Origin of the sequence: Microcystis flos-aquae FACHB-1344 (genome assembly GCF_014698375.1) — a bacterium.
Classification (GTDB): Bacteria; Cyanobacteriota; Cyanobacteriia; order Cyanobacteriales; family Microcystaceae; genus Microcystis; species Microcystis aeruginosa.
The window spans coordinates 40,562-62,158 of the sequence record NZ_JACJSW010000221.1 but is presented as its reverse complement, the minus strand read 5'-3'; the positions used below and the strand labels follow the sequence as shown (position 1 = coordinate 62,158).

General features: G+C 43.0%; 15 protein-coding genes. 7 read left to right on the top strand and 8 right to left on the bottom strand.

What is annotated here, in order from left to right:
* Positions 1 to 119 precede the first annotated feature (119 nt).
* The 3 genes from H6G48_RS23885 to H6G48_RS23875 all read right to left on the bottom strand — a co-directional run bounded on the left by H6G48_RS23885 (position 120) and on the right by H6G48_RS23875 (position 5,631).
* Positions 120 to 3,914, bottom strand: a complete 3,795-nt coding sequence (locus H6G48_RS23885) for an AMP-binding protein (RefSeq protein WP_190723605.1) — start codon at positions 3,912 to 3,914, stop codon at positions 120 to 122.
* 93 nt (positions 3,915 to 4,007) lie between these two features.
* A complete protein-coding gene (locus H6G48_RS23880; protein ID WP_002741314.1) occupies positions 4,008 to 4,667 on the bottom strand; it encodes a nitroreductase family protein in 660 nt (219 codons plus the stop codon).
* A gap of 34 nt (positions 4,668 to 4,701) precedes the next feature.
* Positions 4,702 to 5,631 carry a VOC family protein gene (locus tag H6G48_RS23875; protein ID WP_190723604.1) on the bottom strand — a complete coding sequence of 310 codons (930 nt, stop codon included), beginning with the start codon at positions 5,629 to 5,631 and terminating at the stop codon, positions 4,702 to 4,704.
* A gap of 623 nt (positions 5,632 to 6,254) precedes the next feature.
* On the opposite strand from H6G48_RS23875, the gene H6G48_RS23870 reads away from it, so the two are divergent.
* Positions 6,255 to 7,697, top strand: coding sequence for an AAA-like domain-containing protein (locus H6G48_RS23870; protein ID WP_190723603.1), 1,443 nt, complete (start codon positions 6,255 to 6,257; stop codon positions 7,695 to 7,697).
* On the opposite strand, the gene H6G48_RS23865 is transcribed toward H6G48_RS23870, so the two are convergent.
* Positions 7,694 to 10,411, bottom strand: coding sequence for an AAA-like domain-containing protein (locus H6G48_RS23865; RefSeq protein WP_190723602.1), 2,718 nt, complete (start codon positions 10,409 to 10,411; stop codon positions 7,694 to 7,696). The two genes, H6G48_RS23870 and H6G48_RS23865, sit on opposite strands and share 4 nt — an antisense overlap.
* A gap of 384 nt (positions 10,412 to 10,795) precedes the next feature.
* Positions 10,796 to 11,707, bottom strand: a complete 912-nt coding sequence (locus tag H6G48_RS23860; RefSeq protein ID WP_190723601.1) for a helix-turn-helix domain-containing protein — start codon at positions 11,705 to 11,707, stop codon at positions 10,796 to 10,798.
* 197 nt (positions 11,708 to 11,904) lie between these two features.
* On the opposite strand from H6G48_RS23860, the gene carA reads away from it, so the two are divergent.
* The 5 genes from carA (at position 11,905) to H6G48_RS23835 (ending at position 15,217) form a co-directional block, all read left to right on the top strand.
* A complete protein-coding gene (carA, locus tag H6G48_RS23855; protein ID WP_190723600.1) occupies positions 11,905 to 13,053 on the top strand; it encodes a glutamine-hydrolyzing carbamoyl-phosphate synthase small subunit in 1,149 nt (382 codons plus the stop codon).
* Between the two features lie 74 nt (positions 13,054 to 13,127).
* The gene (locus H6G48_RS23850; protein ID WP_002793971.1) at positions 13,128 to 13,478 is read left to right on the top strand and encodes an STAS domain-containing protein; all 351 of its coding nucleotides are present in this window, start codon (positions 13,128 to 13,130) and stop codon (positions 13,476 to 13,478) included.
* A gap of 3 nt (positions 13,479 to 13,481) precedes the next feature.
* Positions 13,482 to 13,898, top strand: a complete 417-nt coding sequence (locus H6G48_RS23845) for a Mini-ribonuclease 3 (protein WP_002763883.1) — start codon at positions 13,482 to 13,484, stop codon at positions 13,896 to 13,898.
* A 43-nt stretch (positions 13,899 to 13,941) separates the two neighbouring features.
* Positions 13,942 to 14,808 carry a 23S rRNA (guanosine(2251)-2'-O)-methyltransferase RlmB gene (gene rlmB / locus H6G48_RS23840; RefSeq protein ID WP_190723599.1) on the top strand — a complete coding sequence of 289 codons (867 nt, stop codon included), beginning with the start codon at positions 13,942 to 13,944 and terminating at the stop codon, positions 14,806 to 14,808.
* A 112-nt stretch (positions 14,809 to 14,920) separates the two neighbouring features.
* On the top strand, positions 14,921 to 15,217 hold the full coding sequence (locus H6G48_RS23835) for a DUF1816 domain-containing protein (RefSeq protein ID WP_147069117.1): 297 nt from the start codon (positions 14,921 to 14,923) through the stop codon (positions 15,215 to 15,217).
* Between the two features lie 360 nt (positions 15,218 to 15,577).
* Here H6G48_RS23835 and H6G48_RS23830 read toward each other — a convergent pair whose 3' ends face one another.
* Positions 15,578 to 17,011, bottom strand: coding sequence for a bifunctional orotidine-5'-phosphate decarboxylase/orotate phosphoribosyltransferase (locus H6G48_RS23830; protein ID WP_147069116.1), 1,434 nt, complete (start codon positions 17,009 to 17,011; stop codon positions 15,578 to 15,580).
* A 12-nt stretch (positions 17,012 to 17,023) separates the two neighbouring features.
* Positions 17,024 to 18,028: a CHAD domain-containing protein gene (locus H6G48_RS23825; RefSeq protein ID WP_125730289.1), complete on the bottom strand. Its 1,005-nt coding sequence runs from the start codon at positions 18,026 to 18,028 to the stop codon at positions 17,024 to 17,026.
* Positions 18,029 to 18,146: 118 nt separating this feature from the next.
* On the opposite strand from H6G48_RS23825, the gene H6G48_RS23820 reads away from it, so the two are divergent.
* Positions 18,147 to 19,676 (top strand): glycine betaine ABC transporter substrate-binding protein, encoded by a 1,530-nt coding sequence (locus tag H6G48_RS23820; protein WP_190723597.1) that lies wholly within the window; start codon positions 18,147 to 18,149, stop codon positions 19,674 to 19,676.
* Here the strand turns inward: H6G48_RS23820 and cysS are convergent.
* On the bottom strand, positions 19,659 to 21,101 hold the full coding sequence (gene cysS / locus H6G48_RS23815) for a cysteine--tRNA ligase (RefSeq protein WP_190723595.1): 1,443 nt from the start codon (positions 21,099 to 21,101) through the stop codon (positions 19,659 to 19,661). The genes H6G48_RS23820 and cysS overlap by 18 nt on opposite strands.
* Between the last annotated feature and the right edge of the window lie 496 nt (positions 21,102 to 21,597).

The window sequence follows — 21,597 nt, the reverse complement described above, 5'->3', positions numbered from 1 at the left end:
CGGGAAAAACCTTGATACTGTCGGGATGGGAAAATTTAGTAGCATAGTCACAATTGTCCCCGTGACTCCGAGGTGGGGGATAGGACAAGGGAAATTAGCTATCCTATCCCCACCAGCGATTAACTAAAGAAAGCAGAGATTTCTTCTTCGGATATTTGGGGTAAAACTGCTAAAATTTCGCTTTTTTCTCGATTATTTGCCGATTCAGCCCCATTATTGCTTTGATTAATCTGGTTAGCTAAATATTCTGCCAAACTATCAATAGTGGGATAATTCCAAACAATGGTGGCTTCGACGGGGATTCCCGACCAATCGGCAAGATCTTGGGCTAATTCCACGGCAAAAATTGAATCTAAGCCAAAATCAGCAAAAGACTGGCTGGTTTGGATAGTGGCTGGATTGACCTTTAATTTCTGGTGTAACCAATTACCTAACCACATTTCCACCTTTTCGGGAGTTTGTTGGCTAAGAAGGGACTTTTTCGGACTAGAGGGGCTATTTACTCGGTCTTGCCGCGGTTGACTAGCAATTTCGACCAGAGAAGTTTCAGCTTGAGGATGAGTCTGTTTAGCTTCTGGTTCCAACGTCAATAACTCGTCGAGTTGATAATCGGAACCCTCTAGACGTTGTTCGATATCATCAATAGATTGACTATAATCGAGGATACGATCGCGGATAGTCGCCACCGAAGAAGCAAAGTTTTCTTCGGGTGTTCCCCGGAGAGCTTTCTGCACACATAAATCAAACTGCAATTGACTCCAAGCTAGGGCATGACTGTACTTTTCCCCGGGGTGAATTTGGGACATTTTCGCTGTTGTTGCTACTAAAGCGGCGTAACAACCCAATTCTCCGATTAAAGAATAGGCCCAAGCTAAGGCGGCAGAACGATCACCCCAGAGATTAGACTGGAGACAACGCTGATTAATAGATTGGGCGGTGCTGTGGAGTTGCAGGGCAATCTCGGGCGCTTCCAGAACTTTTGTCAGAAATTCGCCTAATTTGTCCGTATGGGTGATACTTTTGCCCAAAAAGATTTTCAAACTTTCGTTAGGACCTTCGCCAATTCGTAAAACTCTGGCATCCCGGAGAATTTGCGGGGCAAGATTAGTTTCCATGTAACCTCTACCCCCGAGCATCTGAACGAGACTATCGGCCGCTTCCCAGAGGTAATCAGCCCCCGTAATCTTGGCAATAACTGCCATTTCCCTGGGAACGGCAACTTTTTGGTCTAAGGCGGTGGTGATACACTTTAAGAGACTGGACAAGGCCACCGTAGCCCCAGTTAAATGGTCAAAACGGGCTAAAGTAATCGGACTTTCTAGCAATTTACCGGTAGCGATCGAACGACGGCTGGCATAACGTAACATTAATTGTAAACAGCGTTTCATGCCGCCAACTGCCATCATGCCAATACCTAAACGGGCATAAAGTAAAGCATCGTCGGCGGGTTCAGTGCCATTGCCCAATTCTCCCAGCAATTGCTCTTTAGTGACTAAAACATCCTCAAAATAGATGGCATTTTGCATAATTCCCCGTAATCCCATAGTTAGGGATTCAGGTCCCAAACGCAGACCGGGGGTACCTTGACGGACAAGAAAACCTGTCAAACCGTTATTCCCCGGTTCTTCCGAATCAAGCAAACGGACAAAAACATTAATCATTCCGGCCCAAGCAGAACCATTCCAACGCTTAAGGCCGCGAATTCGCCATTTATCTCGGCCATCCGGCACTGCAACGGTACTAATTGCCCCGATATTCGCTCCTGCTTCCGGTTCCGTCATGCCAAAGGAGGATAATTGTCTTCCTGTCGCTAAAAGAGGTAATAATTCTTGCTTGAGGGAAATAGTCCCGTAGTTGAGCAGCGGACGGATACCTAAGCTGTTATTGAGACTGACCATCGTCGCCAGAGTTAAATCAATGGCGGCTAATTGTTCCATCACCTGCAAAAAATTGCGATTATTAAGGGCTATTCCCCCGTATTCTTCAGGAATCTGCATTCCCATCAGTCCTTGATTGCCAAAATCCATGACAATATAGGGCGGCACACAACGACGGTCATCAATCAGATGGGAATTAATGCGAGTTTTGGCGTAATCTCGCAACCAAGTCAAGATTTGCTCGGTTTTTTCTTGACTAGCGGTTGTGGGGCCAGCTTGGTGACTGCTGAGGGGGGGGGTTAGCGTCGGCATAGGAGATGAAATTAGTGGAAGTTGCTGGTTTAAATACTGTTGACGGCAAGCGTGGCGTTGAATTTTGCCGCTAGAAGTTTTGGACAGAGATGCGGGTTTGATAAAAGCGATATCATAAACTTGCAATTCGTGTTCTTGAAAAACCGCTCGACGAACTGCTTCTAGGGCTTTTTGCTGGTTAAAACGGCGAATTGCCGTTCTTTCCACCTCTTGAACCAGGACTAACTTTTCTTCTGCCTCGATTTCTACGGTAAAGGCGGCAGTTCCACTGGGGCAAAAGTCGGGATAGCATTGTTCTACGGTCTGTTCGATATCCTGGGGATAGTAGTTACCGCCGCGAATAATCATCAGGTCTTTCAAGCGTCCGGTGATGTATAGTTGACCCTGATGAATAAAACCTAAATCCCCTGTACGCAAATAAAAACCCTGTCCGGTATCGGCGATAACTGCTTGAAAAGTTTTTTCTGTAGCTTCGGGATGTTGCCAATAGCCTTGGGCAACGGTTTTGCCTTTCACCCAAATTTCTCCCACCTGCTGGGAGGGACAGCGTTGACAGGTTTCAGGATTAACAATGGCAATTTCTGTGTCGATTTCTGTTTGTCCACAACTGACTAAGGATTGAGAATTTGGGCTTTTTTCCGTAAAAACGATTTGATGACGGTTTAAAGCGGCTTTTTCAACCCAGCAGATTTGAGGAACTTGATTTTTCCTGACAGCAGCAACTTTTAAGGTGGCCTCGGCTAAACCATAACCCGGACAAAAAGCGGCAAACTCAAAACCACAGGGGGCAAATTTACGAGCAAATTCGCTTAAAATTTCTATTCTGACCGTTTCTGCGCCATTTAAAGCCACTTTCCAACTGCTTAAGTCTAAATCCGCCAGCTGCTCCTCTTTAATCTTGTCAAGACAACGTTTATAGGCAAAATTAGGGGCGGCAGTGTGGGTGGCCCTGTATTTGCTGATGGCATTTAACCAACCGAAAGGACGTTGTAAAAAGGAAACCGGGGACATGAGATAACAGGGAAATCCTCGATAAAAAGGCAGTAAAATGCCATAAATCAGCCCCATATCATGAAAAGTTGGCAACCATGTCACCATAACGCTCTTTTCATCGTGTTCCCAACCTAAATCTAAATCTCGGAGGTTGGTCAAAAGATTCTCGTGATTGACCATCACTCCTTTGGGAGTCCCCGTGGAACCGGAGGTGTATTGTAAAAAGGCTAAGGTCTCTGCTTTTATCTGAGTGGGGTGGTCTTCGGCTAAACTTTTGCCGGTTAAGCTATCCGTAGCTAGAAAGGGAATGTCCCTGTCTAGTTGCCTTTTTAATTGGTCTAATTCCGATTGTGTGCTTAAAAGTAAGCTTGCTTGCGAATTATTAATAATAGAAGTTAAGCGAGCCATCTTTTGGTTTTTCTTGGGCAAATTGACTGGAATTGCCACTACTCCTGCTAATAAACAGCCGAAAAACCCAGTAATAAACTCTAATCCCGAAGGGTATGCTAATAAAACTCGTTCCCCCGGTAATAGAATGGATTGGAGACTATTGGCAATCGCTTGCGCTTCCAGAAATAATTCCCCGTAGGTAAGGCGTTTTTCTTCGGTTTCGCCATCGACTAAAAAGGTATAAGCCGTTTTTTGGGGTTGGTATTGGGCGCGATAACGAATAATATCGACTAAATTGCTTATTTCTGACAAATTAAGCTTAGTATCTAAACAAAGAGTCATTTTTTTACTCCCTATTATTAAATGGAATCGAAGACAAAGATTTAATCCTCTCGCACCGGGAAAAGTTTCTGGTGACGGGGGGCGACGGTCACTCTAGGGGTGATTTGGGCTTAAATTAAAGGTTTCTCCGTAAATTTCGCCATAGCAGAGCTTCTGAGTCCCAAAACGTCCCCCATACTCGCTCAAGGGTTCATCAGCGTATCCCAAGGCTAAGAGACAACAGACATCGACCGTATCGGGAATTTGGAAATACTCGCGCAAGGGTTTAGCCACAAATCCTTCTAGGGGACAACTATCCACCCCCAAGCTTTGCGCCGCTATCATGAGATAAGTAACCGCAATCATAACCTGTCGGTTGCTCCAAGCTTCTGGAGACTGATAACAGGGTTTAAATTGGAAAAAAGGCGGAATGGCCATGTGCATGAACTTGGCCCGTTTTTCGGAAATCGTCCCCTCTTGTTTTCCTAACTCAATCACTTGATTAATGTAACCACGATGGTTAACTTGGCGATCGCCACAACAGATTAAAACCACGGGTGCATCGACTAATTTATCTTGTTCAAAGCCGAATTCTCGCAATTTTGCCTTATTTTCTGGTTCTCTAACCACTATAAATCGCCATGGTTGCAAATTATAACTAGAGGGAGCTTGGAATCCTAAACGAAAAATTTCGGCTAAAATTTCTTCGGGAATGGCATCGGTGCGAAATTTACGAGTAGAGCGTCTTTTTTGAAATATTTCAGCAATATTCATCATCTAAACCCTTTTATGAGACGTTTTCAACGGTTTAACCTAAAAAACTTTCGGGAATCGCCGGTCCCCATTGATAGAGAATATCTAACCCACCCGCATGAAGTTCTGGCTCGGTGGTTTGCTCGAAAAGATCCCCATCGGTAAAATGTTCAATGAGGCTACCGAAAGGATCTTGCCAATAGTCAAACACTTGACTTCCCAACAAATGGCGACCAATACCCCACACAGGAGTCCATCCTTTTTCTCGTAACCAATCGTGGCCGATTTTAATAGAGTCAAAATCTTGCACCTCGAAGGCAGTATGATGGACTTTGGGGTGAGAACCTTGCAACATGGCGATGGTGTGATGATCAACCCATTCCTCTCCCCGTTGACAACGAAGAAAACCCCCGACCCGTAAACTGGGATGGCCGTAATAAATTAAATCTGTTGCTTTTAAGCCAAAAGTCTGCTGATACCAGTGATAGCTTTCCTCAAAGTCTTTGACATCAATAGCTAGATGACCTAGACGTAAAATAGGTGCGGGTTCTTTTTTCGGCCTTTGGGTGCGACCTAAACGGGTTTTCCGACTAGCGTGATTCCATTCTAGGGGTTCAGGAATCGGCAAAGGTTCCACTTCCTCGATACCATAGACCAATTCTAGGTTAAAACCGTTGGGGTCAATAATTTTGATGCGCTGACCACCGCCGGGGGTGAACAGGGTTTCCACGGTCGAAGCGGAGGCTAAAGTGGCTAGTTCATGTAAGACCGATTCTGATGTCGCTTCTAGGGCAAAACTGACAAATTTAGCTTCTTTTCCCCATTCTACGACATAGACAAACGGTTTTTTGCCTCTAGCTCGCATATACAAGGCTGTATCGGTTTTAACTGCGGTAATCAGGCCAAAATCCCTCAAAAAACGTTCGCACAGGTCTAAATCCGGATGTTGATAGGTAACGTAGGCAATATCAGCAATTTTAGTCATAGTCGGTCAACCAGTGGAGTTGTCTAATTCGGCACAAAATAGCCAGACAGATATCGGTCAAAGTGCTGCCATAGCAAGGATAAAAAGACTATTAAGAAAATCTGAACCTTGTTGTGGTTGATTATGGCATTGTGAGTACACCCACAGTCAAAGGCTAATTTTTCTTGCCCTCAATTGCTATCCCAGACTGGAGTTTGAGTAACTTGGGGGTGGAGAAAAACCTTGGGGAACTTCGGGGTTTTGCGGAAAATTTTTTTGAGAGATGTGGTCAAGGTCGTCTAGAAAAATCCGCTATCGTTGCCATAACGGGAAATTCATGTTACTACTTGGAAATACTTGGATGGTCAACAGCCACAACCACCAGGCCCGCCAAATAGGGCTAAGTGGGTAGGTGAAAAAACTCATAAAATAGCAGAGAAACCTTTGTGGAGGATGAATCAAACCTTGCCAGTACCCCTAAAAATCGATTCGCTTGGATTTAGCGCACGCCGTTAAACAGGGGAGCGAAGCTTGCACTCAAAAAGGAGGATAGGAAACTCACTGTTTTAAGTTTAATCCGTAACCAAATCATTACTTAAATTTTTCAATTACCGGCAAAGTCCTTAATTACTAAACTTGAGATAATGTCTAGAAAAGTTACCTATGGGGATATTCCCAGACAAAGAACCAAATATCTGCTTAATGCTCTGTTAAAGTTTGCTAACTACGAGGTGGATAATTGTGAAAATCTGGCGATTAAATTTAGCTGGATTAATGAGAAAAAATTGAAAATTCAAGCCGAACTTAATGCTTTAGAAATGCTGACTGAAAAATGTGGTCAAAGGCTGGAGTTATGGCAAATTCGGGATGCTTTGACGGAATATCTTAACGAAAAGTTTTTAGGTATTTTGGAAGATCATCGTCTCAATAATCAAGGGAAAATTCGTACTTTTCAAATTACTTTTTGGCAACGGGGTCATGATATTTTAACTAACCTAAGGAGCTTTGATCAAGAGTGGGCAAACAAAAGTAAACATCAATCTCCCGCAATTGCTGCTATTCTCTCCTCTTTAGATGAGGAAAAACAACAGGATTATCAGACCTATATTAAGGATTATGTGAAACGTCCACCTCTGGAGGAAAATTGTCTCAAAGTTCTTCAGCAAGAACAATCGTTGCTAAGAATTCGCGCACCTCATAATAGTGGCAAAACCCGTTTAGTTAATTGGTTAGTCCATCATCTCAAACAAGATAATTATCAACCAGTTATCATTGATTGTGAGGAGGAAAAAGCCACTATTGCCCTTAGTTGTGAAGACTTGCTGCTGTCGATTTGTCGTACCATTACCCAAGAATTAAAGATTAACGAATCTCTTCTCGATAAATTTTGGTCTCGTCCCGGAACTCCTGCCCACAAAACTCGACGATATTTAGAGGAATATGTTCTCCAACCCAGTGCTAATCCTCTGGTTTTTGTCTTTGAAAAATTTGATACAATTTTGGAAACTGAAACAATCGGTAATGAAATTTGTGGTATTCTCAGAAGTTGGCATGAAAGACGTTCTCAACCTTGGCGGAAACTACGCTTAATTATTATTCATTCAACGGAATTTTATAGCAACTACGATTTTTATGCCTCTCCCTTAATTGGTGTAGGTTATGTGGCTAGTTTATCGGATTTTAATGCGGAACAAGTTCTCTCTTTCGCTCAAGTTAATGGCATGAATTGGACGTTATCAGATGTTCACAAGGTCATGAACTTAGTGGGAGGTAATCCTTATTTAATTAAGTTAATCTTGGTAAAATTGCAAGAAGGGAATTCTCTAGAAAAGGTTCTAGATGATGCCTTGCAGGGACGAGAGCCATTTCAAAGTCATTTTTTCCTACTGATGAGATATCTGAAAAGTAATGCTAACCTACGGAATATTTTTAGGCAAATTCTTCAGAAAAAAGCTCTGACTCCGGCTCAAATGAAAGGAGAATCTGTCCAATTTTTGGAACGATTGGGACTGATCCACAAAAGTTATGATACCCTAGAGGTGCGTTGCAATTTGTATCAAGTATATTTTGACGACTTGCTTGATTAGTCTCGTTGAGATTCCAATTGAAACTGAATTGAGTTTTCAAGTTTTGCTTCTAACTTACTCTTAACCCTGACAGTAATTGGTTCTCGATTAGATTCGGATTCATTATCTACAAACCTGAGAGAATTGCCTGAGGTCAAACTGGCCGAAAGATTGAGGTTTTCTAAATATTCTTGTATCAACTCTGAAGAAATTTTATTCTGGGATTGCAAGGCTCTAATAGCAGCTATAAATGATTGGGCCGCATCATAACTGGTAGCGGTTCGCCAACTAATATCTTCTTTCCATAAAGCTTGAGCATCTCTGACAAAATTTTGGGACTTAATTAGATGGGAAAACCAAGGCACAGCCAAAACTAAATTATCAATAAATTTACCGCTATCAACCAACATTTCATGTTCATACATGGAATGGCTCCCTAAAAGAACTAGCTTATTTTTCAGTTCTGGAGTGGTGCTGGTATTCAACTGTTCAAGAGTATGGGATAATTCTACTACCACAGAAGCTGATTCCAAACTGGGAAATAAGACAATTCCTCTAACTTGATCTTGGGAAAATGCTTTTAAAACTTCTGCGTCAATATCTAGGGAAGATGATAAATCAATTACTTTAGTGATTTTACCGCCTTTTTTTTGGAAAGCTTGATGAAACTCTTGAGTAAGTTCTTGGCTATCAATCTGGTTAGAATTATTAAAAACAATTACCTTATCTAGATCATGTTGGCTGGCATAATTAGCTAAAGTTTCACCAATTTTTTCATTGGTGATAACGGTTCTAAAAAAGTATTCACTCTCAATTACATTCGAGGAACTTGTAGAAGAAATTAAAGTAATTTTGGCTCTTTCATAGATAGGTAAAGCTGCTAAGGTGGCTTCACTAGAATAATGTCCAATTACTCCAATAACTTTGGGGTCTTTAACGATTTCCTTGGCGACTATCTTAGCAACTTTTTCATCATTATTATCATTGGCAATAACGATATTTAAAAATAAATTATTCGCACTTGTCGGTAATTGGCTATTAAATAAATATTGTGCTTGAGCAATCCCTTTCAGGATTTCTTGGGAAATTTCATTTTTTTTGCCACTGGGAATAACCACCGCCAAAGTCACATAATTATTACTTAAATAAGCGATGGCATTATTATAATAAATCAATGTTTCTGCATCTTCAGCATGAGCAAGATAGGCTTTTTTGAATAACTGTTTAGCTTCCAGATAATTAGCATTTTTAAAAGCCAAAATACCCCGATCTTTATAAAAATTTTCCTGTTTAATAAGTAGCTTTTTTTCGCCTTGGCTAAATAGTTCAGGCTCCTTAGTATAGGGGATTTTATAAAAGTAAGGTAACAGCCATGACTGGTAGAATCCCAACCCAAGTAACCCTGTAACAATGCTAGTAAATATTCCCGCTGCTAACATAAATAAACGAGATTGTTTTTGACGAGTAATGCTTTCAGATGCGGCTAAAAAACGATAATCGATACTATCTAATTCTTTATCTTCTTGCCATTTTTTAGATTCCTCTAACTTTTTACCTGTCAGTAAACAATTTGTATCGGTAAAATTTGAGTCTTCCCACTTAGCAATTTCCGATTGATAAGGACGACTAGCTGCTAATACATTATATAACCATTTTTGATTAAAAATTGCCTGATAAATAGCATTAGCCACTCTAAGATAGCCCTGATTATCGACGATAACTAATCCAGATAGTAATAATTCATCATGTTCTGGTGTGTTACTCGCTTTCACCAATTTACCTTTTAAAACATTAGCATAAACCCTTAGTAAATACCCTTGGTCAGGATGATAAATAAGTCGCTCTCTTATACTTGATAAAAAAGCAGGTTCATCTTTTTTTTCCCAGTTATCAATAATGTGTTTATAAACAAAATCTCGCATCCAAGCTGATAAGAGAGACCGAGGTATTTGAACTTTAAACTTGGCCATTAAATAACACAATTTTTGAGTTAGAAAAGGTTGACCATTAGTCCAGCTAAAAATTTCTTGTAGAATTTCTTGAGGGGACACACCCAACCCTTCTAGTCCTTGCATCAAGGGTTGACAGTTATCTTCTAACGACAGTCCATTTAATTCAATTGCTTTACCAATATTGAAAGGAGTTCTTTGACTATCCTGAATTAATTGATTGGGGGTAGCCGTGCCAATTAAAACAAATGAAATACGATTAAAATCTGCATTAATAACTCGCTTTTCATGACAAGACCTAAGGTAAGCAAAAAAGTCATCAGTAGCAAAAGGTAGTTTTCTAACCACATCAATTTCATCAATAAAAATAACAATGCCGGTTGAAATTTTTCTCAATAAAATTTCTTTAATAAATTGTCTAAGTAACCCAACATTAGAAACAGATTGACTGGCAATCCAAGATTCTAAATCCGTCATGTTTAGTTTTAATTGTTCGGCAATTTCAATAATTAAGGAATGATACCAGCTAGATTGATCTACTGATGTCCCCAATTCATTTAAGTCTATACGGGAACAGGCAACTCCTTGGGCTTCAATTTGAGTTTGGATGCGTACCGTCAAACTCGACTTGCCCATTTTGCGAGAATTGAAAATATAACAATACTGACTGTTCATCAGAGCTTGGTACAATTCCAGATCAGCCCTTCTATCCACATAGCTTGGATCGGAAGGAGATAGGGTACTAGAAAACTTATAAACATTCTCGGCGGTTCCGTTTTCTTGCATATTTCGATATTTTATTGACCAGATAACCAAAACTTGGGTAAGTAATACCAGTTTGAACTACACTAACCCTGGTGATAAATCCAGAAAAAACCTCGCTCACTAATAGCCGATTATTGGTAAGCTAGTTCTACTCTGAATGAGATTGGCATATTTTCTTAGGGTAAACTCATCTAAAATGACAGGGTAAGAGCATCTCAATCAGGCTTGACAGAAAGCCTTGAGAACAGTCACAATCTCGTTATTGTTCATGGCTGCTTGTTTCCTTTTTTGGCTTCCCCTTGCAGTGAACCTGCTGGAGTCAACAGCCAGCTGTGAACCTGTGCGAGTCCCCACCCTCAGCAACGGGTTCGGAGGAGACTGAAAAGTCTCCTATCCCCTAATTCCCTACTCTAAAGCGTAGATACGACCATCCATGAGCAGACGGGTGATCCCTTTAGCTTCCAGTTGAGCGTGAGCTTTTTCGATCAGGCGACCGTCGGGAACTTTAATCACTTTTTCCTTGCGCTTGGAGAAACGACGAGCGATGCGATGACTTTCAAAGATGGGGAGGGTGCGCTGCTGGATTTCCTGAGGGGGAACCTTACCCAATTCGGCAAAATCCTTGAGGGGACGGGTGATTAATTCGGCAGCGCGATCAATGACCAAGTAACAGGTTTTGGGAAAAGCCGCCGCCGATAGGGGTAATATCTGTAATTGGGCTGTTTTAACGATAGTCGGGCCTAAATAGCTCCCCGCTAGTTCCTCCTCCTCCTCGTCTTCATCTTCATCTTCATCCTCCTCATCTTCATCCTCCTCATCTTCATCCTCATCCCAATCCTCGTCAAGCTCATCTTCCTCCTCCTCTTCCTCGATAGCTTCGACGAAAAACTCGGTTAAATTAGCGTCTTCTAGGGGTTTATCGCCATTAATTTCTATATATTCCGAATTATCTGCTTCTGGCGGGTAAGAGGTATCCATTAACAGGGTTAATTGTTCCACAGAAGCGATCGGTTGCTGAAAAGCCTGCTCATCCTTAGCTGCGATGTGGGCTGCCCGCAAACTAATCACCTCGATCGCTTTTTCCGGTAAATCCGCTGCTGCTCCCTCCTCCTCGAGGCCACGAGGATTACGGGCCAAGCGTTTTTTCTGGATTAATTGCTCGTATTCCTCGCTAGAAAAAGAATTTTTGAGAAAACGACTGACCGTAGAGCTACTCACGCCATAACGCTCGGCTAAGGTGGAAGTGGTGGCCTCCGTTTCCCGATAAAGCTTAAGAATTTCTTTTTTCGTGGCATCAGTCAGTTTTCTTGGACTCATATTACTTATATAGTTATTTTTTAAGCGATAGGATTTTGCCGATGGCTAGTCAGGGGAAGCTGTTGTCTTTGAGCGGACGTACTCTTAATCATAAAACGCCCTAGCCAATTAAAACTAAGCAATTCGTTTTCTAGTCCCTGTTCTAGTCTATCCTTGACTTCTGTTTCTCACCACTACTCAAGATTAAAAAATTGACGATGATATCAAGTGCTGCTAGTCAAAAAGCCTTATTAGTTCTAGCCGATGGTACAGTTTACGAGGGTTATTCCTTCGGCTCCCAGGGAACCACCGTCGGCGAAGTTGTCTTTAACACAGGGATGACTGGTTATCAGGAAGTCCTCACCGATCCCAGTTATGCTGGTCAAATCGTCACTTTTACCTATCCGGAATTGGGAAATACGGGGGTTAACCCCGAGGATGAGGAGTCAATTCGTCCCCAGGTGAAAGGAGCGATCGCCAAAAATATCTGCCACCGGCCCAGTAATTGGCGTTCTACCCAATCCCTACCGGATTATCTGGCCGATCATCATGTTATTGGCATCTATGGCATCGATACCCGGTCTCTGACCCGCAAAATTCGCTCGGTTGGGGCGATGAATGGGGCAATTTCTACGGAAATACTCGATTATCACGATTTACTGCGGCTGGTGCAGGCGGCCCCCAGTATGGCCGGGTTAAATCTCGTTAAAGAAGTTACCACCAAGGAAGTGTACGAATGGACGACTCCCACCCCGTCCGCCTGGGAATTTGCGCCAATTGATAGTGATCAAGAACCGTTAACGGTGGTGGCGATCGATTTTGGCATCAAACGCAATATTCTCCGGCGTTTAGCCAGCTACGGTTGTCGGGTGATCGTGGTTCCCGCCGACAGTCCCCCGGAAAAAATCGCCGCCTATAATCCCGATGGTATTTTCTTTTCTAACGGACCGGGAGATCCGGCGGCTGTCACCGAAGGAATTGCCCTAGCCAAGCAACTTTTGCAAGGGGAAAAACCCACTTTTGGCATCTGTATGGGTCATCAAATTTTAGGCCTATCCCTAGGAGCAGAAACCTTTAAACTGAAATTTGGCCATCGCGGGTTAAATCAACCCTGTGGACTGCAGCAACAGGTGGAAATTACCAGTCAGAATCATGGTTTTGCCGTGCAGGAGGCTTCTTTAAATCCGCAAGTGGAGATTACCCATCTCAACCTCAATGATCGCACCGTAGCGGGTTTAAAACACAGGTCTTTGCCCTTTTTCTCGGTACAATACCACCCCGAAGCCAGTCCCGGCCCCCACGATGCCGATTATCTGTTCGCCAAATTTGTCGATTTAATGCGGCAAGCAAAAAAGGGTCGGTCGTAAATTTTTAGGATATACTAGGGTTTTGATTTTTACGGCTCTAGAGCTAGGAGGCGATTATTCCAGAAGCAATTAACTTGACCGTCAGCTTGCGAGGCACGCGTGAGGTCAGAGATAAGTACCAAATTTTCCGTTTGACGGGTCTTTTAGATGCCTTTTCCGAACCGACTTTTTGTAAGGTGATCGAAGGCTATGTGGAGCAAGGTCCCAAGGATGTGATTATTAGCCTCGCTCAGATTGATTTTATCGATAGCTCCGGTTTAGGGGCCTTAGTAAAATTAGTGAAAAAGGCCAAAACCGAAGGGGGCAGTTTACAAATTGTTACCAATCCCCGGGTAACTCAAACTGTAAAACTGGTGCGATTGGAGAAGTTTTTTTCCCTGCAACCCACCCTGGAAGCGGCGATCAAATATCTAGAAAAAGCGTAAATCGTGGAATCTCCTCTCGAAAAAATTCGCTTACAGCTAAGTGGCGAGGGGTCACAACTCCTAGAGGGTCTTGACCGATTATCGCCTGCTTCTCTGGCCTATCTAGGGGATGCTGTTTATGAATTATACATCCGCACCTATTATTTACTGCCGCCCCAGCGTCTGGGAGACTATCACGCTCAGGTGGTGGGCAAAGTCAGGGCCGAACAACAGGCTTTAGATTTAGCACAACTGCAGCCCTATCTGACGGACCAAGAAAAAGAAATTCTGCGCCGGGGACGCAATGCGGTCACGGGAAAACGCCGTCGTCTGACAGCCCAAGTCTATCAGCAGGCCAGCAGTTTAGAAACCCTGTTCGGCTATCTTTATCTGCAAGACCCCTCAAGATTACATCAACTATTAGAAAAACTAGAATTATAGCCCTCAGGGACGATTCCCGACTTTACTCTTAATCCATCCAATCATGAGCGATCGACCATTTCGTGGCAAGTCCGATAATAGTAATTTTCGCCGGCCCTCGCGGCCGAAAACCGGGCCAATTCTGGCTAAATCCCCGGCAGTAACTCCAGAAAACCAAGAAGCTGATGATCTGCTCTACGGTCGCCGGGTGGTTTTAACGGCCATGGAGGAGGAGCGCCAACTTAATCGGATTTGGGTGGTCAATCGACTCCGTTACGATCCCCGTTATCATACCCTCTTAGAAAAAGCCAAGGCCAACGGCACGGTAATTGATGAGGTGGATGATCTGCGTCTCGATCAGATTACCAATAAGGCCAATCATCAGGGGATTGCGGCCCAGATGTCCCCCTATGAGTATATCGAATTAGCCGATCTGATCGAAAAAGCTAAGGGCAGAAGTCGCCACCCCGTCATCGTCATCGCTGAAGGGATCACGGATCCCCATAACCTAGGGGCAATTATTCGCACCGCCGAAGCTATGGGTTGTCAGGGGGTAGTTATTCCCCAACGTCGCGCCGCCGGGGTGACATCGACGGTGATGAAAGTGGCGGCCGGCTCCTTGGAATATTTACCCGTCGCTAGGGTGGTTAATCTCAATCGTGCTTTAGAAGAATTAAAAGCGGCTGGTTTTTGGCTCTACGGCACGGCGGCAAAAAGTGGTAAATCCTTACACACAATTAATTTAACGGGTGCGATAGGATTGGTGCTAGGTTCGGAGGGAGAGGGTTTGAGTCTGTTGACCCAAAAGTCCTGCGATGAGTTGGTATCTATCCCCTTGGCAGGCAAAACCCCCAGTCTCAATGCTTCGGTGGCGGCGGCTATGGCTCTTTACGAGGTTTACCGGCAACGCTGGCAAAATTCCCCCGACTGAAAATCTGTATTTTTCGACACTCCCAATAGCCAAAAGGAGAAAGTATAAATAAAATAGGAAGGAAGTTTGCGAAATGTAAACGAACGTAACAAAACCACCAGAGTAGATTTAGATGGGGAACGAAATGAAAGAATTTTTGATTAGCTTACTGGAAATGTTCGGATTAGCCTACTGGGTCGAGATTAAAACCGACTATCCCAGATGTACTTATTATTTCGGTCCTTTTCTCGCTAAAGACGAGGCTGTGGTCGCTCAAGCTGGTTACGAAGAAGATTTGAAAACAGAAGGAGCGCAGGGAATTAAATTACATATAAAACGTTGTAAACCCGAAGATTTAACTATTTTTGAGGAAAAAGAAGAAAGCAAGCTCCTCAATACCCTAAAGGTATTACGCAGTCAAGCTTCTTAACAATTTTCAGTGATCGGTAATCAGTAATCAGTGATCAGTAATCAGCTTCTGAAGGCAACAGGCAACAGGCAAAAGGCAAAAGGCTCCAAGAAAGGATTCGGCGATTCTCCTACCGAAAAAGAAGGCTAGAAACTAAGTAGAGCTTGCTGAATAAATGTGAAATATAGACGAGGTAAGGGTTTTAGGGTTCTGTTTCGCTCCCACAGGTGCAAGATTTTGAGAGAATCGTGGTTCAAAACCTGGCCTCTTCATCGGCCCGCGTCCTGTAGGGGCGAAGCATTCGGGCAATAACCTATCGGTGAAACCCTAGATATTCTATCCGAATGCTTCGCCCCTACTTTTTGCCGCAAACCCTAAATATCAATGGGAGCGATTTAAAAAACAGCTATATTCTGCTTCTGTCAGCCTTCCCGCTTCGTAGAGAGTATCGGTAATTTCTGCTAGGGTTAAAACCGAATAAGCTTGATAACCATGACTACGAAGTTTCTCTTTAACAGGGCCACCATGGTCGATAAAAACCACGATATCATTAACTAATAATCCCGCCGATTTAATCTTTGCTGCCCCCTCGATCGCACTTTTGCCAGAAATTAAAATATCGTCCACCACTACCACGGTTTCCCCCACTTGAAAATTACCTTCGATTACTCTTCTTGTGCCGTGAGCTTTTACTTCTTTGCGGGGGAAAATCATCGGATGATTTAATAATAAAGATAAACCCGTGGCTGTAGGTAAAGAGCCGTAGGGGATACCGGCAATGCGGTCAAATGTCAAGGTTTTTAATATTTCTCCATAGGCTTCAATTACCTGCTGAAAAATATTAGGATTAGAGATAATTTTTCTCAGATCAATATAATAGGAAAAAGTTTCTCCCGACGCTTGCACATAATCGCCAAACAGCAAGCAACCAATATCAAATAATTGTAGAATTAAATCCTGATGAGGATGTTGTTTTAAAAGACAAACGTTAGCAGTCCAAGTATCATCTCCGCTCGATTCTTGCTGGTGATTTTGTTTAATTTTGTTGACTTCCTCGCGTAAATCCTTGACTTTTGCCCCCAAATCGGGTTGAGATAAAAAGTCTTGGGGTACAGGAATTAATAAACCCTCGCCATGACTATTTAAACCCACAGTAATTAACTCGGAGAATTTACTTTTGTCTTCCCAAATACTGCGTAATAAAATCAATCTTTCGGGGGCAAAATTGCGAATCTTTTTCAAAATCTCCGGTTGAGTGGTTCCCACTTCTAAAAACACCTGTTCGGGAGTTCCCCAAGTGCAAGCTTCTTTGACGACTTGCAGATAAAAAGGATTGTCGCGACTGGGGAATTCTTGCAGATTAATCGCGCCTTGATTGGAAGTATGACAAAGGATAAAAGCACCATGCTCGGGGTAAACTAAAAAAGGAGCAACGTGATCCTGTCCGGAGTAGGGATTGAGAGTAACCGCGTCCACCTGCCAAGTTTTAAAGATAGTCTCGGCTAAAATACTGCTAGTATTAATATCGCCGTGTTTAGCATCCAAAATTACCGGGATATGATCGGGAATTGCCGTTAAAATTCGCTGTAATAATTCTAACCCTGCCGCTCCCAAAGCTTGATAAAAGCCTAAAGTTGGTTTGTAGGCACAGACAAAAGGGGCAGTTTCATCGATAATAAACTTGAGCCACTGTTCTAAATTAACGATTAATTCTCCCGGGGTGGAGGGCATCATTTCGGGGTTAGCATCTAAACCGAGGACAAGTAGAGTCTGGTTTTGACTAATGGCGTGGTTTAACTTTTGAAAAAAATTCATCGGTTTCTAATCTCAGAATTCTGGATTAGTTTCTAATTCTACACTATTTGGCCGAAAAATAGGCTGTAAAATTGTCTGGTGCAGACTTTTTCTGGTGTCAGCGTCAAGGAATTTCTTTTGTAGAGGTTGCCATTCTTGCCATTTTTGGTGACGGATATTTCGGAAAATTTCTAGTAAGGTGGGCATTTCCTTGGCAAGACAATTAGGGAAAATTTGGCTAAGAAAAGCCGAGAGAACACAACAATCCTGCATTTCTCCGAGAATACTTTGAAGGTTTTTAATATCTTCTAGATACTCTCGATATTTGTCGCCATAAAACTGAGGGAATAACTCCATATTATAGCGGGAACGCTTGGCTTCTTTACGGAGATCGTGCAGTAATAATCCTTCTTTTTCCAATAAGTCATCAATTTCTTGACTAGAAAACTCTCGTAATCTTTTATAGTCCTCTAAATTTACCCCAACTAACCAGCCTTCATGGAGTAAAAAGCGACTCGCTTGCGGTAATAATAAGTCTGGTAAAACTGTGGCAATATCTAATTTTCCAATCGGTTGATAGGTGGGATTATCCAACCAACTGGCAAAATCTGCCTTAAAATTGAGAAATTTATCGGACTTTAAGAGTTTTTCTACCTTAGCAAAAGCCTTCTCCCTTCGGTGTTCGAGAACTTGTAAAACTTTCTTCAGTAAATCCTGTTCTTTCGGTGGTAAAATTGGCTGATAATGGCCGACAAAAGCCGATTTTAACACATCTAAATCCCGCAATTCTCCTAAAATTCTGCCCAGATTACCCACCCGTTTTTGATCGGCAGATTTCGGCATGGTTAAAGCGGGGGCAAAACCGGTTAAGGTACTGCGAAGACGGCGCATTCCCACACGAATTTGATGTAATTCTTCCGTATCCTGATCGAGTAAAACCCCAGCTTCGTGTTTAAGAACTTTATGAAAATGTTTATCAATACCGATATAGGCCCAATCGGCAACAGTTTTAGCCCGAGGATTAAATTTGTTAGTCATTTGTCTTTAGCGAGGAAATAATGTCAAGATGGTGATAGAATCTTTAAATAAAGACTGGAACTAATAGATCCCATTTATTCTACACAATAGGATGAAGCAGCCGCTTTAAGAGAAGTTTATGGATAGTTTTTGGCTAGATTATGGGGGGGAAATCGCTTTTCGCACTGGAGAGCATCTTTTCTTGACGGGAATAGCCATGGCTATGGGTAGCTTAATCGGGATTCCTCTAGGTATTTTAATTAGTCGTCAAGCTATTCTCGCCCCACCAATTATAGCGATCGTTAACACCCTACAGACTATCCCCAGTTTAGCCCTATTTGGTTTTTTAATTTCCGTGCCTTTTTTGGGAGGAATCGGCAAAATTCCCGCTATTGTTGCCCTAACTCTCTATACTTTACTGCCAATTGTTTTAAATACCTATCTGGGCATCAAAAAAGTTGATCCCGAATTAAAATTAGCCGGGTTATCCCTAGGCATGACCGACGGTCAAATCCTGCGCTATATCGAATTACCCCTGGCTAGGGCGACAATTTTGGCAGGAGTGAGAATTGCGACGGTGATTGCTATCGGTGTGGCCACGATCGCAGCTGCCATCGGTGGCGGTGGTTTGGGAGTGTTTATTTTTCGCGGTATTGCCACGGTCAACAATCAGTTAATTTTGGCGGGGGCAATTCCTGCCGCTTTTTTAGCCCTTGTTGCCGATTGGAGTCTCGGTTGGCTAGAAAAGACCTTTTCCCCTTCGCAACGCCCGAAAAAGCCCTCTAAATGGCAATGGGGCTTAGGTTTAATCGGGTTGGCCCTGCTATCTTTCCTCTTGACTCAAATTTTCCATTCATCCCCCGGCACAGTGGTGATCGGTTCCAAAAATTTTACTGAACAGGTGATTTTAGGGGAAATTTTGGCACAGGAAATCGAAAAAGAGACGAATTTAGGGGTTGATCGTCAATTTAATCTCGGTGGTACTCTGATCTGTCATGAAGCGGTGAAAGCGGGTAAAATCGACGGTTATGTGGAGTATTCTGGCACGGCTTTCACGGGAATTTTGCAAGAAAAACCCCTTAACGATGCCCGATTAGTCTCTGAAAAGCTGCAAGAGATTTATCCAGAAAAATTTAATCTAGAAGTGTTTCCCAGTTTAGGATTCGAGAATAATTTCGCCATTGTTATCCGGGGAGAAACCGCCAGTCAATACAATCTGAAAACTCTCTCGCAAGCGGCTAAATATACCCCCAATTGGCAAGCGGGTTTTGGTTATGAATTTTTGGAAAGGGAAGACGGTTACAAGGGATTAGCGAAGACCTACGGCCTAACTTTTGCCGGACCCCCGAAAGTGATGGATTTAGGGTTAATGTACCGCGCTTTAGCCGAAAAACAAGTGGATTTAGTGGCGGGAAATTCCACCGATGGCTTAATTCCCGTGCTAGATTTAGTCATCCTAGAAGATGATCAACGCTATTTTCCTCCCTACGAAGCGGTACCGATTTTTAACCGGGATAGTTTGCGAAAATATCCGCAATTGCGACAGGTTTTAGCCAAACTCACCGGCAAAATTACCTCCAGCACTATGCAGAAATTAAACTATCAGGTGGATGGCCGCGATCGTAGGGTGGAGGAAGTGGTTAAAGAATTTCTAGTCTCCCTCTCTTAACCATTTAGTGACTCCCCCGGGTTGGTCGATTAAACTAATGCCTTGGGCTTTTAATTCTGCGCGAATGCGATCGCTTTCGGCGTAATTTTTCGCTTTTTTTGCCTCTGTCCGTTGTTGGATCAGATTTTCGATATCCGCTGCACTAATTCCCTCAGAAACAGGGGTTTCTCCCTGGTCAGCGGCCATTTCTAAGCCCAAAACCCTAGACAATTTCACCAAAGTATGCCATTTTACCGCTAATTGGGCCAGATTGCTGTCCGTCTTACCCGCATGGGTTAAATTATTACCCTCCTTGCGTAATTCCTTAGCGATTTCAAATAACACCGCTAAACCACCGGCAAAGTTAAAATCGTGATTTACCGCCTCTTGAAAGCGATTTTCTAGCTCTTGGTCAGTAATTGCGGGATTATCTTGCTGAAGATGCTTATAACCAAAGGATAAACCCTCTTGTAAAGTATGCCAGCCATTAGTGGCCGCCTGCAATCCCTCATCGGAAAAATCAATCGGTTTGCGGTATTGGGCGCCTAAAATTAATAATCTCACGGCTAAGGGGTCATATTTTGCCAATAACTCGCGAATAGTGATGAAATTACCGAGGGATTTCGACATTTTTTCCCCAGCCACCTTAACCATGCCATTATGTAACCAATAGTGGGCCAGAGGTTTACCTGTTGCCGCTTCACTTTGGGCAATTTCGTTTTCGTGGTGGGGAAAAATTAGATCACTTCCCCCCACATGAATATCGATAGTTTCTCCCAATTGTTCTTTGACCATGGCCGAACATTCAATATGCCACCCCGGACGACCTTGACCCCAGGGAGAATCCCAACTAGGTTCCCCCGATTTTGCCCCTTTCCAGAGGGCAAAATCAAAGGGGTCTTGTTTCTTAATTGCTTCCGGGTCGTCGGTTTCTACCCGGCCGCTGGCGCCGGCTTGCAGATCATCCAGTTTTCGCCCTGATAGTTTGCCATAATCAGAAAAACGACGGACGGAATAGTAAACATCGCCATCGCTGGGGTAAGCATAGCCTTTTTGTTCTAATTCATAGACTAGGCGCTTGATGCCGTCGAGGGTATGAGTGGCCCGGGGATAAGCGTCCGCCGGTCTGACTCCTAATTTTGCCATATCTTCAAAGTAGGCCTCGATAAATTTCTCGGCCACGGCTGCCATGGTGGTATGTTCATTTTTAGCCCGATTGAGAATTTTATCGTCAATATCAGTGAAATTCTGAATATAGCGCACTTGATAACCGAGATACTCTAAATAACGCCGCACCACATCCCAAACCACACAGGTACGCGCATGACCCAAATGGCAATAATCATAGACGGTAATGCCGCAGCAATACATGGAGACCATGCCCGGGATGAGGGGGGTAAAGGGTTCTTCGCGACGACTGAGGGTGTTGTAGAGGATTAAGGTCATGGATGGAGAAATTTTTTTCTGGGGGAAAAGGCTAGTCCAATTTTATAGCAGTTATTTTCAGTTATCAGTGATCAGTTATCAGTTATCAGTTATCAGTTATCAGTGATCAGTTATCAGTGTAAGTATCTAAGCACAATTAATTACACATCTAAGCCACTACTCCGTCAGACTTCTGCGGTGGTGAGCAAACAGAGAACTGAAAACTCAAATCCGATCCCTAATAGCTGTATCCCGTCTCCTGTCTCCTGTCTCCTGTCTCGACTAGGAAATTAATTTTGCACGACTACTTATCAGTAGACCTCTTGCATAAATCCGAAAACAAACGATAGAAACAATAATGGGAGGGACTTTCAGTTAATTATTTATTAGTAGTTGATAATCTTCAAAAATGTTGCTGTACAAGGATCGACTTAAGACTTTTGCAAGAGGTCTATTGTAGGGGTAATTCATGAATTACCCCTACACCTATTACCTAGTCCAGTAACCCACCACCACC

What these genes read in the sequence shown, in the direction of transcription:
- H6G48_RS23885 (WP_190723605.1), bottom strand. Translation starts at nt 3,914, where the DNA reads ATGACTCTTTGTTTAGATACTAAGCTTAATTTGTCAGAAATAAGCAAT.
- H6G48_RS23880 (WP_002741314.1), bottom strand. Translation starts at nt 4,667, where the DNA reads ATGAATATTGCTGAAATATTTCAAAAAAGACGCTCTACTCGTAAATTT.
- H6G48_RS23875 (WP_190723604.1), bottom strand. Translation starts at nt 5,631, where the DNA reads ATGACTAAAATTGCTGATATTGCCTACGTTACCTATCAACATCCGGAT.
- H6G48_RS23870 (WP_190723603.1), top strand. Translation starts at nt 6,255, where the DNA reads ATGTCTAGAAAAGTTACCTATGGGGATATTCCCAGACAAAGAACCAAA.
- H6G48_RS23865 (WP_190723602.1), bottom strand. Translation starts at nt 10,411, where the DNA reads ATGCAAGAAAACGGAACCGCCGAGAATGTTTATAAGTTTTCTAGTACC.
- H6G48_RS23860 (WP_190723601.1), bottom strand. Translation starts at nt 11,707, where the DNA reads ATGAGTCCAAGAAAACTGACTGATGCCACGAAAAAAGAAATTCTTAAG.
- carA (WP_190723600.1), top strand. Translation starts at nt 11,905, where the DNA reads ATGATATCAAGTGCTGCTAGTCAAAAAGCCTTATTAGTTCTAGCCGAT.
- rlmB (WP_190723599.1), top strand. Translation starts at nt 13,942, where the DNA reads ATGAGCGATCGACCATTTCGTGGCAAGTCCGATAATAGTAATTTTCGC.
- H6G48_RS23835 (WP_147069117.1), top strand. Translation starts at nt 14,921, where the DNA reads ATGGGGAACGAAATGAAAGAATTTTTGATTAGCTTACTGGAAATGTTC.
- H6G48_RS23830 (WP_147069116.1), bottom strand. Translation starts at nt 17,011, where the DNA reads ATGAATTTTTTTCAAAAGTTAAACCACGCCATTAGTCAAAACCAGACT.
- H6G48_RS23825 (WP_125730289.1), bottom strand. Translation starts at nt 18,028, where the DNA reads ATGACTAACAAATTTAATCCTCGGGCTAAAACTGTTGCCGATTGGGCC.
- H6G48_RS23820 (WP_190723597.1), top strand. Translation starts at nt 18,147, where the DNA reads ATGGATAGTTTTTGGCTAGATTATGGGGGGGAAATCGCTTTTCGCACT.
- cysS (WP_190723595.1), bottom strand. Translation starts at nt 21,101, where the DNA reads ATGACCTTAATCCTCTACAACACCCTCAGTCGTCGCGAAGAACCCTTT.